Below are 12,344 nucleotides of genomic sequence, written 5' to 3'. Positions count from 1 at the left end.
GGGGTCAGATCCGTTTTCCGAGGGAAACGGATCTGACCCCGGATCTCACGGCAGCGGAGTCAGCGCGACATCGACCATCGCCAGCAGGCGTTCGCGGCTGATGCCATCGCGGGCCTGCACCGAGATGCCGTGCAACACCGTGGCGAAGTGATCGCCCAGCGCCTGCACCGCCGCGTCGTCGGCCAGCTCGCCCTCGGCCTGCGCCTGCTGCAGCCGCGCGATGATCGCCGCCGTGCGCTGGCGACGATGGCTGGCCAGCCAGTCGCGCACGCCCTCGCCATCGGGCGACACGCTGCTGGCCGAAGACACCACCAGGCAGCCGTGCGGACGCCCGCGGCGGGTGTAGGTGAGCACCGCCTCGCGCAGCATCGAACCGATCGCCTCACGCAGCGACGCGTTTTCCAGCGCGCGCGGTGCGAACCCACCCTCGCCTTCTTCGTACAGCGCCACGGCCTCGCGGAACAGCTGCTCCTTGCTGCCGAACGCGGCATAGATGCGCGCCGAGGCGATGCCCAGCGTTTCGACCAGCGCCGACATCGAGGTTCCCTCATAGCCATGCTGCCAGAACAGCAGCATCGCCTTGCGCAACGCCTGGTCCCTGTCGAATTCGCGCGGTCGCCCTGCCATCTGTCCTGCCTGCTCCAGTGAGGCGCGCAGTGTAACGCGGGTGTTGACCATCACGAGAGTCGCGCCTATTCTTTGTCACCCGACAAACAATTGGAGCAACACATGCAAACCCTCAAGGGCCCCAGCCTGCACCTGGCACAGTTCGCCAGCGACCAGGCCCCGTTCAACAGCCTTGCCGGCATCGCCGCCTGGGCCGCCGGCCACGGCTTCAAGGCGCTGCAGATTCCCGCGTGGGATGCACGCCTGTTCGACCTGGCCACCGCCGCCGACAGCCAGGACTACTGCGACGACATCCGCGGCACCCTGGCCGAGCACGGCCTGCAGGTCAGCGAACTGACCACCCACATCCTCGGCCAGCTGGTGGCGGTGCATCCGGCCTACGATGAACTCTGCGATGGCTTCGCGCCGGAGGCGCTGCGCGGCAATCCGCAGGCCCGCAGCGAGTGGGCGCAGCAGCAGCTGCACCTGGCCGCCCGCGCCTCGCGCCGGCTCGGCCTGCAGGACATGGGCACCTTCTCCGGCTCGTTCGCCTGGCCGTACCTGTTCCCGTTCCCGCAGCGCCCGCCGGGCCTGATCGATGCCGCCTTCGATGAACTGGCCCGTCGCTGGCGGCCGATCCTCGATACCTGCGAGGACAACGGCGTCAACCTTTGCTACGAGATCCACCCCAGCGAAGACCTGCATGACGGCACCAGCTTCGAGCGCTTCTACGAACGCGTCGGCCAGCACGAGCGCTGCCGCATCCTGTTCGATCCCAGCCACTTCGTGCTGCAGCAGCTGGATTACCTGCAGTACCTGGACATCTACCACCCGCTGATCCGCATGTTCCACGTCAAGGATGCGGAGTTCCGTCCCAGCGGCCGCCAGGGCATCTACGGTGGCTATGCCGACTGGACCGAGCGGGCCGGTCGCTTCCGCTCGCTCGGCGATGGCCAGGTCGATTTCAAGTCGATCTTCTCCAAGCTGGCCCAGTACGACTACCAGGGCTGGGCGACACTGGAATGGGAGTGCTGCCTGAAGGACCAGGAAGCCGGCGCGCGCGAAGGCGCTGCGTTCATCCGCGACCACATCATTCCGGTCACCGACAAGATCTTCGACGATTTCGCCGGTGCGCCGATCAGCACCGCACAGATGCAGCACATGCTCGGCATCGCCTGAGCCCCCACGGAGCATTCCCCATGACCATGTCCCTTCCCGCTGGCGCTGCCGGCGATGACCCCCTGCGCCACCACTACCTGCGCATCGACGGCCAGCGCGTGCATTGCGTGTCCGCCGGCCACGGCGAACCGGTGCTGCTGATTCCCGGCTGGCCACAGACCTGGTACGCCTGGCGTCACGTGCTGCACGCGCTGGCCGAAGCCGGCTTCGAAGTGATCGCGGTCGATCCGCCCGGCATCGGCGAGTCCGACCGCCCGGCCCATGGCTATGACACCGGCAGCGCCGCCGCGGTGCTGCACCAGACCATGCTGGCACTGGGCCATGCGCGCTATCAGGTGGTTGGCCATGACATCGGCATGTGGATCGCCTATGCACTGGCCAGCGACCAGCCGCAGGCGGTGCGCCAGCTGGCCGTCACCGAGGCGGTGATTCCAGGCCTCGCACCGGAACCGGGCATCTTCGCCGCACCGGCCGACAACATCTTCCTCTGGCACTTCATGTTCAACCAGGTCGCCGACCTGCCCGAGGCACTCATCAGCGGCCGCGAGCGCGCCTACCTGGAATTCATGTTCGATCGCTGGTCGTACCGCCGCGATGCGGTGGCCGCCGATACCTACATCGCCGCCTACAGCCGCCCCGGTGCACTGCGGGCCGGCTTCGCCTGGTACCGCGCGATTCCGGAAACCATCCGCCAGAACAAGGAACGTGCGCAGCGCCGGCTGGCGATGCCGGTGCTGGCCATCGGCGCTGAGCACGCCACTGCCGATGCGCCGATGCTGACCCTGCAACCGCATGCCGACAATGTGCGCGGCAGCATCGTGCCCGGCTGCGGCCACTTCATCATGGAAGAAGCCCCGCAGGCGTTCCTGGACCAGCTGCTGCCGTTCCTGCGGGAGGCACGTCATGCGGCTTGAAGCGGCGCTGCAGCAGTTCGTCGATGCGGTCGCAGCCCATCCGCTGCCGCATGACCTGCGGGATCTGCGTGCGATCAGTGCAACGGCGCTGCCACAGTTGCAGGGTGCGCCGCAGCGGGTGGCACAGGTGGTCGAGTACAGCGTGACGGCGCGCGACGGCCACGCGTTGGAAGTGCGCCTTTACACACCGGAGGGGCTGCCCGAAGGACCGGCACCGGCCCTGTTGTTCGCCCATGGTGGCGGCTGGTTCCAGTGCTCGCTGGCGGTCTATGACGGTCCGTGCCGGGCATTGGCCAATGCCAGTGGCTGCGTGGTTGCCGCGGTCGGCTACCGTCTGGCGCCGGAACACCCCTTCCCAGTAGCGCTGCACGACGTTGCCGACGTCTGGTCGTGGCTGCAGGCCAACACCGAACGCCTTGGGCTGGACTCGCAGCGGCTGGCAATCGGCGGCGACAGTGCAGGCGGCAATCTGGCCGCCGCCTGCTGCCTGCTGCTGCGCGATCTCGGCCTGCCGCAGCCGCGCCGTCAGCTGCTGCTCTACCCGGCACTGGACGCCGGCATGGACAGCGACTCCTATCGCGAGTACGCCAGTGGCTACTACCTCAGCGCCGAACTGATGCAACGCTGCTGGCAGGCCTATCTCGGCGATCCGGGCGCACCGCCGGCACTGGCCTCGCCTGCCCATGCAACGGATCTGCATGGATTGGCGCCGGCCTCGGTACTCAGCTGCGAGCACGACCCGCTGCGTGACGAGGCCGAACAGTACGCGCTGCGGCTGCAGGCGGCAGGTATCGACTGCACGCTGGAGCGGCTGCCCGGGATGGTCCACGCCTGCATCCATCTGCACACGGTCAGTGCCTCCACCGACGTGGCCGTGCAGCGCGCCGGCGCCCTGCTGCGCCAGGCCCTGTGCTGAACCGGTCCGGGACGGTGGCAGACCCTGCACGGCCACCGTCCCGGCCGGCCGCTTGGCAAGCCCGGCAGGCGGCGCTACACTGAAAGCCTGCCGTGGGGCCATAGCTCAGCTGGGAGAGCGCGTCGTTCGCAATGACGAGGTCAGGAGTTCGATCCTCCTTGGCTCCACCACTATTCAGAAGAACCCGCAGATCCTCGCGATCTGCGGGTTTTTTTCTTTTCCGGGTGCTGGCTCAGGCAGGCTCCTGGCCGCCATCCTTGCGTTGCGGGCTGCGCGAATGCGCATCGCGCACCTGTTGATCGCGCTGGCCCGGCCGGCGCTTGGCCACATCATCCTGTTTCCGGTCCTGACGACTCTCCTGCACGCCCTGCTTCGGGTCCTGATCCTTGTCTCGCTCGCTCATCGAAATCTCCCACGCCGGTGGCGGGCCCATGTTGCCCCCCACGCTAGAGGTTGCCGGGTAAGCCGCAGGTCAGTCCTGTGCCAACGTCATGTGCAGGCACGGGCTTGCCGCCGCGGCCCTCGCGCAGCCAGAATCCGGGGCACCACGCCAACCTGTATGCCATGCCCTCTCCTGCCCAGCACACAGCGCACGCGTTGCCGATGCTCCTCAATGCGACTGACGGCAGCATCCAGCTCGGCAACCTGCCGACGCTGATCGGCGCCACGCTGTCACGGGATCAGGCGCGCATCGCCTTCGCCACGCTGATGCATGGCGAGCGCGATGTCGGCACCGGCTATCACTGGCTCAGCCTGCACCGGCTCAGCCTGGGCGGCGCGCCCGCCGGCATCAGCCTGTGTTTCCAAGGGCAACAGCTCGACATGGTGACGATGGGCGTCGACCTGCCCGGCGCAGCACTGCAGGACGGCTGGCCGACCCAGGCGGCGATCGACGCCGAAGTCGCGTTCATGAAGCGCACGCTGGGCGCAGCGCTGGGACGGAAGCTGGCGGGTGGCCACGCCCGGTTCGACTGGGGCGAAGCCTGGGCCCGTTTCGATCCGAAGGGGTTCATGGCCAGCAGCGGTCTCCGCTACGTTCCAAGCTCATGACCCCACTCAGGTACGCGTGATCGACACGCCGCCTTCCACGCGCATCGCGGTACCGGTAACGAAACTGCTCTCATCGCTGGCCAGGAACAGCGCCGCATTGGCGATCTCCTCCGGCTCGGCCATCCGCTTCAATGCGTGCAGCGAACGCACGAAATCACGCGCATCGCCAGTGGGTGCGGCCTGGCGCCCCATTTCGGTATCGGTGCCACCGGGCAGCAGCACGTTGCTGCGCACCCCACGCGCGCCATACTCGGCGGCGATCACCTGGCTCAGGCCGATCAACCCGGCCTTGCTCGACGCATAGGCCGCCATGCCCGGGAAGCCCACGGTGTGGCCGACGAAGGTACCGACGAACACCAGCGAGCCCCCGCCACGCGCCAGCAGCGCAGGCAACTGTGCACGCGCAGCGTGAAAGGCCGCATCCAGGTTGGTCGCCATCACCTCGCGCCACGCATCCACCGGGAACTCCGCCGCCGGCGCCCCGGGGCCGAGCATGCCGGCATTGTTGAGCGCGATGTCCAGGCCACCGAATGACTGCTGGGCCAGCTCCACCAGCGCCGCAGCCGTGCCCGCATCGGCCACGTCGGCGGCATGCACCACCACCTCGCCACCGGCCGCACGGATCTGTGCGGCCAGTTCCTGCAGCGGCTGTGGCCGCCGCGCGTTGAGCACCAGCTTTGCCCCTTCGGCGGCAAAGCGCAGCGCGCTGGCACGGCCGATGCCGGCGCTGGCACCGGTGATGAGGGCGATCTTGCTGTTCAGGCGCATCGTCGTTGTCCGGGTGATGAAGTGACCGCAACGATGCCGCGCTGCGGCGGCCGCGACACTCCGTTTCCGGGCCCTTTGCGCAGGTGCAGGAAACGGAGTTTTCCCGGGCGCGGGGCGTGCCAGAATCCGCCCATGGACAGCACTGCCTCTTCCCCCCTTGATGCCCGCATCGAACGCGTCTGCCGCCACCTGCAGGCCAGTCCTGAAGAACCCTCGCTGCAGGAACTGGCCGACCTCGCCGGCTGCAGCCCGACGCGGCTGCATCGCCTGTTCAAGCAGGCCACCGGGCTGACCCCGAAGCAGTACGCAGCCGCCCTGCGTGCCGACCGCCTGCGCACGGGTCTGCAGCAGACAGAACGCATCACCGACGCCTTCCACGATGCCGGTTTCGGTTCCAGCGGGCGCTTCTACGAAAATGCGCCGCGCCTGCTGGGCATGACTCCCAGGCAGTGGCGGGCGGGCGGCCGCGGTGAAGTCATCCATTTCGCGCTGGCCGAGAGTTCGCTGGGCAGTGTGCTGGTGGCCAGCAGCGGAACCGGGGTAGTGGCGATCCTGCTCGGCGACGATCCTGAAACGTTGCTGCAGTCGCTGCAACAACGCTTTCGCCAGGCCGAACTGATCGGTGCCGACAGCGGCTATGAGCAGCTCGTGGCACAGGTGGTGGGCCTGGTCGAAGATCCATCGCGGGGCGCCACCCTGCCGCTGGACATTCGTGGCACTGCCTTCCAGCAGCGCGTGTGGCAGGCACTGCAGCAGATTCCGCGCGGACAGACCGCCTCGTATGCCGACATCGCCGCACGCATCGGCGCGCCCCGTTCAAGCCGCGCGGTGGCACGCGCGTGTGCGAGCAATCCGCTGGCGGTGGCGGTGCCGTGCCACCGCGTGGTGCGCCGCGACGGCGACCTGTCCGGCTACGCCTGGGGCGTGGCCCGCAAGCGTGAACTGCTGCGCCGGGAAAAAGCCCCGACTGCCTGAAGTGGGTGCCGACCTTGGTCGGCACACCCTGCGGTAGCGCCGGGCCATGCCCGGGGAACACTCAATCCAGCTTCACCACCAGCTTGCCGAAGTTGCGCCCCTTCAGCAGGCCGAAGAAGGCCTCCGGCGCATTCGCCAGCCCCTGCACCACGTCCTCACGGTACTGGATGCGGCCCTCACGCAGCCACTGCGGCATCTCGCGTTCGAAGTCCGGCCACAGATGATTGAAGTCGTGCACGATGAAACCGCGCACGGTCAGGCGCTGGCGCAGGATCTGGCTGAACAACGCCGGCAACCGGTCCGGGCCGGGCTGTTCCACACCGCGGTCGTTGTAGGTTGCGATGGTGCCGCACACGGGAATGCGGGCGAAGTCGTTGAGCAATGGCAGCACCGCATCCAGTACATGGCCACCCACATTCTCGAAATAGACATCGATGCCGTTGGGCACGGCGCGGCGCAACTGTTCGGCGAAATCGTCCGCGCGATGATCCAGCGCCACGTCCACGCCCAGCGTCTGCAGATAAGCGCGCTTGGCTTCACCACCGGCGATGGCGACCACGCGCGCGCCCTGCAGCTTGGCCAACTGGGCCACGGTCGCGCCGACCGGACCGCTTGCGGCGGCCACCACCAGCGTCTCTCCCGGCTGCAACCGGGCGATTTCATGCAGGCTGGAATAGGCGGTGAATCCCGGCATGCCATACACGCCCAGCGCCGTACTCAACGGCAGTCCGGCCGGATCGAGGCGACGCCCCAGCGCCTTGGCCGGCAGCACCGCGTGGGTCTGCCAGCCACCCGCGGCCAGTACCAGGTCTCCCACCGATACCCCATCGGCCTTCGACTGCAGCACCTCGGCCACGGTCTGGCCTTCCATCACCGCGCCCACCGCCACCGGCGCCGCGTACGAAGGACCGTCGTCCATGCGACCACGCATGTACGGATCCAGTGACAGGTAGCGGTTGCGCAGCAGCACCTCGCCATCGGCCAGCGGCGGCAACGGTGCCTGCTCCAGGCGGAAGTTGGCCGCCGTCGGCGCGCCCTGCGGACGCGAAGCCAGCACGATGCGGGAGGTGGTCGGGGAATCGGACATGGCGGTCGGCTCTGCTGTTGCCAGCATCAGGAAAGGAACGCCGACACTACGCCGCCGCCTGCCCGGCCGGTGGCCGCGAAAACAGCGTTCCATGCCCCGCCCCGGCGTCGTCGGCGCGCATCCCTTGCCACTGCCGCTTTGCCCATCACCGTGGGTCGCTGATTTCTGCCGCCGGCGATGATCCGTGAATCGATGTTCAGGCGCTCCTGCCCTGCCACGCAACGGAGGATCAAGCACTTGCGGGTGCGCAGACGGCAATGTGAAGAATTCTTGGCAAAACCCTTGCCGAAGACAACCGACCTCCGTAATATACGCCTCCTCGGCAGCGACCTCGCTGCAACGAAACATGTGGCCGAGTAGCTCAGTTGGTAGAGCAGGGGATTGAAAATCCCCGTGTCGGCGGTTCGATTCCGTCTTCGGCCACCACTTTCGAAGGCCTGCAGAAATGCGGGTCTTTTTTTTCCGGAAACCGCATTCACCGCGGTCGCCACACAATTTGGCCGAGTAGCTCAGTTGGTAGAGCAGGGGATTGAAAATCCCCGTGTCGGCGGTTCGATTCCGTCTTCGGCCACCATCTTCAAAGACCTGCAGAAATGCGGGTCTTTTTTTTGTCTGCGCTTTGCCGTCCACGCATGGCAGTGGTGCGCGCCCCCGCTTGACGAAACATTTACACCGACACCGGCTGCGACACCTACGCTCCAGACTCCTGCCCGGAGTCCGCCGATGCACCTGCACCCCACCCTGCTCGCCTGCCTGCTGCTGGCCGCCTCACCGGTGATCGCTGCCGAGCCGGTGCGTGCGGTCGAGACCCTGGACATCGATCGCTACGCCGGCCAGTGGCATGAGATCGCACACCTGCCGGTGTCGTTCCAGAAGCGCTGCACGGGTGAGATCACCGCCAATTACGGATTGCGCCGCGATGGCCGCATTACCGTCACCAACGCCTGCCGCGCCGACGATGGCCAGCGCCTGGTGGCCGAGGGCGTGGCCCGCCCGGTCGCCGGGCACGCCGGCCAGTTGCAGGTGCGCTTCGTTCCGGACTGGTTGAGCTGGGTGCCACTGGTCTGGGCCGACTACTGGGTGCTGGCGCTGGACCCGGACTACCAATGGGCCCTGGTGGGCGAACCCGGCCGCCGATACCTGTGGATCCTCTCGCGCCTGCCCGAGATGGACCGGGCCCAGTTCGAGCAGCTGAAGGCCAAGGCCGAGGCAATGGGCTACGACCTTGGCCCGTTGCGGGTCATGGCCCCGCTGCGTGACGCGCCGGCCGATTGAACCGCGCCACAACCGGCGCATCCGGCGTGCCTGATCCGGCGCCGCGCACGCCCGGCCGCCATCTTCACACGCTACCCTCTGCGACAGGTCGCCAGCGGCGATCCACACAACCATACGCCGTAGTATGCTTAACCCAACGCACCCCCTTCAGAGGACTTGCGCCCATGCTCCACCGTGTCCGTACCGCCTTGATCATCCTGTGCACCCTCGCCCTTGTTGCCTGCAACAACGGCATCGTCAAGCGTGTGTCCGAACCGGCGGCCAGCCTGCAGCAGCTCACCGTACGCGCCGACGGCAACTGGACGGTGGCGCTGCGTCTGCAGAACTACAGTTCGATGCCGATGACCTTCGATGAGGTCTCGCTGGCGCTGACCGTTGGCGACGCAGCGGCCGGCACCCTGCAGGCCAGGCCGGCCATCTCCATCGGCGGCACCTCCGCCGACGTCATCAATGTCGAGCTGGTGCCCAGCTCGGCCGCACGCCTGGTGGTGGCCGACGCACTGGCCGGCAACCGCACCCTCGCCTATGGCCTGAAGGGTTCGGTGGCGGCCACGCCGCAGGAAAAGAAGCAGCGCAGCTTCGACATCAGCAGCCGCAGCACGCTCAACCAGGCGCCAGGCCTGCCCGGCGTGCTGCGCTGATTCCGCTTACCGATTTCCGCTGCGGCGCCGCGCGCCGCTCCCCCTGTCCCTGATCAATTCGAGACGTACCGATGAGCAGCTACACCGCCCCGCTTTCCGATCTCCGTTTCGCCCTGCACGACGTGCTCAAGGTCGAGCCCCTGTTCGCCCGCCTGGGCTTCACCGACGCCACCGCCGACGTGGTCGATGCCGTGCTGGAAGAGGCCGGTCGCTTCAGCGCCACCGTGCTGGCCCCGCTCAACAGCGTTGGCGACGAGATCGGCTGCGTGCTCGACCAGGCCAGCGGTGAAGTGACCACCCCGCCCGGCTTCAAGCAGGCCTACGACCAGTTTGTCGACGGCGGCTGGACCGGCCTGACCGCTTCGCCGGAACTGGGCGGCCAGGGCCTGCCGCATACCCTGGGCGTGCCGCTCAACGAAATGATCAACGCCGCCAACCTGGCCTGGGGCAACTTTCCGCTGCTCTCGCACGGCGCCATCGAAGCGCTGAAGCAGCATGGCGAGGCCTGGCAGCACGAGGCGTTCCTGAAGCCGCTGATCGAAGGCCGCTGGACCGGCACCATGTGCCTGACCGAGCCGCACTGCGGCACCGACCTGGGCCTGCTCAAGACCAAGGCCGAACCGAACGCCGATGGCAGCTATTCGATCACCGGCACCAAGATCTTCATCACCGCCGGCGAGCACGACCTGACCGGCAACATCGTGCACCTGGTCCTGGCCAAGCTGCCCGACGCGCCGCCGGGCGCCAAGGGCATCTCGCTGTTCGTCACCCCCAAGTTCAAGGTCGACCGCGACGGCAACGTGGGCGAGCGCAATGCGCTGCGCTGCGGCTCGATCGAGCACAAGATGGGCATCAAGGGCTCGGTCACCTGCGTGATGAACTTCGACGGCGCGCAGGGCTACCTCGTCGGCCAGCCGCACAAGGGCCTGCAGGCGATGTTCACCATGATGAACACCGCACGCCTCGGCGTCGGCCTGCAGGGCATCGGCCTGTCCGAGCGCGCCTACCAGAACGCGCTGACGTACAGCCGTGAGCGCCTGCAGTCGCGCGCCCTGAGCGGCGCCAAGTTCCCGGACAAGGCGGCCGACCCGATCCTGGTCCACCCGGATGTACGGCGCATGCTGCTGACGGTGAAGTCGCTGGTCGAAGGCAGCCGCCTGCTGGCCCTGCACGCGGCCACCCTGATCGACGTCGCCCACCACGCCGAGGACGCCGCCGAGCGCGAACGCGCCGACACGCTGGTGAGCTTCCTGACCCCGATCTCCAAGGCCTGCCAGACCGAATGGGGCATCGAGAACACCTACAACGCGCTGCAGTGCTTCGGTGGCCACGGCTACATCCGCGAACACGGCATGGAGCAGCTGGCGCGCGACGCCCGCATCACCACGCTGTATGAAGGCACCACCGGCATCCAGGCGCTGGACCTGATCGGCCGCAAGACCGCCTCCAGCCAGGGCGCCGGCCTGAAGCTGATGCTGGCCGAAATCGAAGCCTTCGCCAAGGAACACGAGGGCAACGAGGCCCTGGCCGAGTTCATCGGCCCGCTGCGTGCAAAGGCCGCCGAATGGGGCAAGCTGACGATGGACGTACTGCAGCGCGCGGCCGGCAACCCGGACGAACTGGGCGCGGCCAGCTACGACTACCTGTTCTATTCCGGCTACGTGGTACTGGCCTACTGGTGGGCACGCAGCGTGGCCGCCGCTGATGCCAGCGCACACGGCCCCGCCTTCGCCCAGGGCAAGCGCGAAACCGCACGCTTCTACTTCGCCCGCGTGCTGCCGCGCACCCTCAGCCACGCCGCCGCCATCCAGGCCGGCGCCGCCCCGCTGATGGCGATGGACGACGAACGCTTCGGCGCCTGAGCCGGGCTGCCGCCCGGCACCTGCGGTAGTGCCGGCCGCTGGCCGGCAACCTCAATAGCAACAGCTGTATCCCGGTGGATGGCGAGGCGGTGTGGGCTGGCAGGACACGCCGTAAACCCATTCTTGGGGGCTCGATGGCGCCATCGATGGCGCCAACGGTCCTGCCAACCCACACCGCCCCGCCTCTGACAGTTCCCCGCGCATGGCGCAGATCCACGCCATGCGTGGATGGAAACCACCGAAATGCCTCTGGAGATAAGCCCCCTTTTGTTGAAGGGGGCGCGCCGACAGGCGCGGGGAATAGGTGGAATGCGCGGACCTGAATGTTGACGATTTGCGTATCGCCCACCGGCGATACACAAATCGTCAACATTCAGGTATAAGCTGTTCTCCCGATGGAGACAGACACTACACGCTTGGGTCTGATCGAAGCCGGAGCTCCGATTTCTGCTCCGGGCGCCGAAGCATCGCCCAACGCCACGACGCTGCATCGACCCGGTTCCGTCCGGCTGCTCTCGCTGGATGCCCACGGACGCGTACTGGACTGGATCACCTGGCAGGATGCGGCCTGCCTCTATGCCCGTGAAGCGGTGGCCTGGACACTCGGCGATCCCTGCCTGCACATCCACGGCGGCACCAACCGCTTCAGCGGCCTGCAGAGCGGGCTGGACCTGCACCCGATCATCGCCGCGCGCGGCCACGCCCGCTCCCGCGCGATCGACCCCACGCCGAACCTGACCAATCCGGCCCTGTTCGCCCGCGACGCCCATCTGTGCATGTACTGCGGCCAGCAGTTCAATCGCCCCACGCTCACCCGCGACCACGTCATGCCGCTGTCCAAGGGCGGCCTGGACTGCTGGGAAAACGTGGTCACCGCCTGCTTCCACTGCAACTCGCGCAAGAGCGACCGCACCCCGCAGCAGGCCGGCATGCCGCTGCTGGCCGTGCCATACCGGCCCAGCTGGATCGAGCATCTGATCCTGTCCAACCGCAATATCCTGGCCGACCAGATGGCCTTCCTGAAGGCGCAACTGCCGAAGCGTTCAAAACTCAGCACCTGAACGACGGAAA

The 12,344-nt window shown here is 67.5% G+C and carries 13 protein-coding genes and 3 tRNA genes; 12 read left to right on the top strand and 4 right to left on the bottom strand.

Going from position 1 to position 12,344, the window contains the following annotated elements; genetic code table 11:
* Positions 1-45: 45 nt before the first annotated feature.
* Positions 46-627, bottom strand: a complete 582-nt coding sequence (locus LZ605_RS00540) for a TetR/AcrR family transcriptional regulator (protein ID WP_249843434.1) — start codon at positions 625-627, stop codon at positions 46-48.
* Between the two features lie 102 nt (positions 628-729).
* On the opposite strand from LZ605_RS00540, the gene LZ605_RS00535 reads away from it, so the two are divergent.
* The 4 genes from LZ605_RS00535 (at position 730) to LZ605_RS00520 (ending at position 3,785) form a co-directional block, all read left to right on the top strand.
* Complete coding sequence (locus LZ605_RS00535) at positions 730-1,785, top strand: sugar phosphate isomerase/epimerase family protein (RefSeq protein ID WP_249843433.1); 1,056 nt, start codon at positions 730-732, stop codon at positions 1,783-1,785.
* 20 nt (positions 1,786-1,805) lie between these two features.
* Positions 1,806-2,699: an alpha/beta fold hydrolase gene (locus LZ605_RS00530; protein ID WP_249843432.1), complete on the top strand. Its 894-nt coding sequence runs from the start codon at positions 1,806-1,808 to the stop codon at positions 2,697-2,699.
* On the top strand, positions 2,689-3,615 hold the full coding sequence (locus LZ605_RS00525; protein WP_249843431.1) for an alpha/beta hydrolase: 927 nt from the start codon (positions 2,689-2,691) through the stop codon (positions 3,613-3,615). The genes LZ605_RS00530 and LZ605_RS00525 overlap by 11 nt, the downstream gene beginning before the upstream one ends.
* 94 nt (positions 3,616-3,709) lie before the next feature.
* Positions 3,710-3,785 (top strand) — tRNA-Ala (locus LZ605_RS00520).
* Positions 3,786-3,847: 62 nt separating this feature from the next.
* On the opposite strand, the gene LZ605_RS00515 is transcribed toward LZ605_RS00520, so the two are convergent.
* Complete coding sequence (locus LZ605_RS00515) at positions 3,848-4,018, bottom strand: hypothetical protein (RefSeq protein WP_249843430.1); 171 nt, start codon at positions 4,016-4,018, stop codon at positions 3,848-3,850.
* A gap of 161 nt (positions 4,019-4,179) precedes the next feature.
* On the opposite strand from LZ605_RS00515, the gene LZ605_RS00510 reads away from it, so the two are divergent.
* Positions 4,180-4,665, top strand: coding sequence for a hypothetical protein (locus LZ605_RS00510; protein ID WP_249844973.1), 486 nt, complete (start codon positions 4,180-4,182; stop codon positions 4,663-4,665).
* Between the two features lie 6 nt (positions 4,666-4,671).
* Here the strand turns inward: LZ605_RS00510 and LZ605_RS00505 are convergent, their stop codons facing one another.
* Positions 4,672-5,433, bottom strand: coding sequence for an SDR family oxidoreductase (locus LZ605_RS00505; protein WP_249843429.1), 762 nt, complete (start codon positions 5,431-5,433; stop codon positions 4,672-4,674).
* A 132-nt stretch (positions 5,434-5,565) separates the two neighbouring features.
* Between LZ605_RS00505 and LZ605_RS00500 the strand changes: the two genes are divergently transcribed.
* Positions 5,566-6,408, top strand: coding sequence for a bifunctional transcriptional activator/DNA repair enzyme AdaA (locus LZ605_RS00500; RefSeq protein WP_249843428.1), 843 nt, complete (start codon positions 5,566-5,568; stop codon positions 6,406-6,408).
* 61 nt (positions 6,409-6,469) lie between these two features.
* Here the strand turns inward: LZ605_RS00500 and LZ605_RS00495 are convergent, their stop codons facing one another.
* Positions 6,470-7,495: an NADP-dependent oxidoreductase gene (locus LZ605_RS00495; RefSeq protein WP_249843427.1), complete on the bottom strand. Its 1,026-nt coding sequence runs from the start codon at positions 7,493-7,495 to the stop codon at positions 6,470-6,472.
* A gap of 350 nt (positions 7,496-7,845) precedes the next feature.
* On the opposite strand from LZ605_RS00495, the gene LZ605_RS00490 reads away from it, so the two are divergent.
* The 6 genes from LZ605_RS00490 to LZ605_RS00465 all read left to right on the top strand — a co-directional run bounded on the left by LZ605_RS00490 (position 7,846) and on the right by LZ605_RS00465 (position 12,334).
* Positions 7,846-7,921: transfer RNA gene (locus LZ605_RS00490), tRNA-Phe, on the top strand.
* Positions 7,922-7,993: 72 nt separating this feature from the next.
* A tRNA-Phe gene (locus LZ605_RS00485) sits at positions 7,994-8,069 on the top strand.
* 149 nt (positions 8,070-8,218) lie between these two features.
* A complete protein-coding gene (locus tag LZ605_RS00480; RefSeq protein WP_249843426.1) occupies positions 8,219-8,770 on the top strand; it encodes a lipocalin family protein in 552 nt (183 codons plus the stop codon).
* 164 nt (positions 8,771-8,934) lie between these two features.
* Positions 8,935-9,411, top strand: coding sequence for an LEA type 2 family protein (locus LZ605_RS00475; RefSeq protein ID WP_249843425.1), 477 nt, complete (start codon positions 8,935-8,937; stop codon positions 9,409-9,411).
* Between the two features lie 71 nt (positions 9,412-9,482).
* A complete protein-coding gene (locus LZ605_RS00470) occupies positions 9,483-11,273 on the top strand; it encodes an acyl-CoA dehydrogenase C-terminal domain-containing protein (RefSeq protein ID WP_249843424.1) in 1,791 nt (596 codons plus the stop codon).
* A gap of 395 nt (positions 11,274-11,668) precedes the next feature.
* Positions 11,669-12,334, top strand: a complete 666-nt coding sequence (locus LZ605_RS00465) for an HNH endonuclease (RefSeq protein ID WP_249843423.1) — start codon at positions 11,669-11,671, stop codon at positions 12,332-12,334.
* Positions 12,335-12,344 lie beyond the last annotated feature (10 nt).

This window comes from Stenotrophomonas maltophilia (genome assembly GCF_023518235.1).
GTDB lineage: Bacteria > Pseudomonadota > Gammaproteobacteria > Xanthomonadales > Xanthomonadaceae > Stenotrophomonas.
This window is presented reverse-complemented; position numbering and strand designations above follow the sequence as displayed.

What these genes read in the sequence shown, in the direction of transcription:
- LZ605_RS00540 (WP_249843434.1), bottom strand. Translation starts at nt 627, where the DNA reads ATGGCAGGGCGACCGCGCGAATTCGACAGGGACCAGGCGTTGCGCAAG.
- LZ605_RS00535 (WP_249843433.1), top strand. Translation starts at nt 730, where the DNA reads ATGCAAACCCTCAAGGGCCCCAGCCTGCACCTGGCACAGTTCGCCAGC.
- LZ605_RS00530 (WP_249843432.1), top strand. Translation starts at nt 1,806, where the DNA reads ATGACCATGTCCCTTCCCGCTGGCGCTGCCGGCGATGACCCCCTGCGC.
- LZ605_RS00525 (WP_249843431.1), top strand. Translation starts at nt 2,689, where the DNA reads ATGCGGCTTGAAGCGGCGCTGCAGCAGTTCGTCGATGCGGTCGCAGCC.
- LZ605_RS00515 (WP_249843430.1), bottom strand. Translation starts at nt 4,018, where the DNA reads ATGAGCGAGCGAGACAAGGATCAGGACCCGAAGCAGGGCGTGCAGGAG.
- LZ605_RS00510 (WP_249844973.1), top strand. Translation starts at nt 4,180, where the DNA reads ATGCCCTCTCCTGCCCAGCACACAGCGCACGCGTTGCCGATGCTCCTC.
- LZ605_RS00505 (WP_249843429.1), bottom strand. Translation starts at nt 5,433, where the DNA reads ATGCGCCTGAACAGCAAGATCGCCCTCATCACCGGTGCCAGCGCCGGC.
- LZ605_RS00500 (WP_249843428.1), top strand. Translation starts at nt 5,566, where the DNA reads ATGGACAGCACTGCCTCTTCCCCCCTTGATGCCCGCATCGAACGCGTC.
- LZ605_RS00495 (WP_249843427.1), bottom strand. Translation starts at nt 7,495, where the DNA reads ATGTCCGATTCCCCGACCACCTCCCGCATCGTGCTGGCTTCGCGTCCG.
- LZ605_RS00480 (WP_249843426.1), top strand. Translation starts at nt 8,219, where the DNA reads ATGCACCTGCACCCCACCCTGCTCGCCTGCCTGCTGCTGGCCGCCTCA.
- LZ605_RS00475 (WP_249843425.1), top strand. Translation starts at nt 8,935, where the DNA reads ATGCTCCACCGTGTCCGTACCGCCTTGATCATCCTGTGCACCCTCGCC.
- LZ605_RS00470 (WP_249843424.1), top strand. Translation starts at nt 9,483, where the DNA reads ATGAGCAGCTACACCGCCCCGCTTTCCGATCTCCGTTTCGCCCTGCAC.
- LZ605_RS00465 (WP_249843423.1), top strand. Translation starts at nt 11,669, where the DNA reads ATGGAGACAGACACTACACGCTTGGGTCTGATCGAAGCCGGAGCTCCG.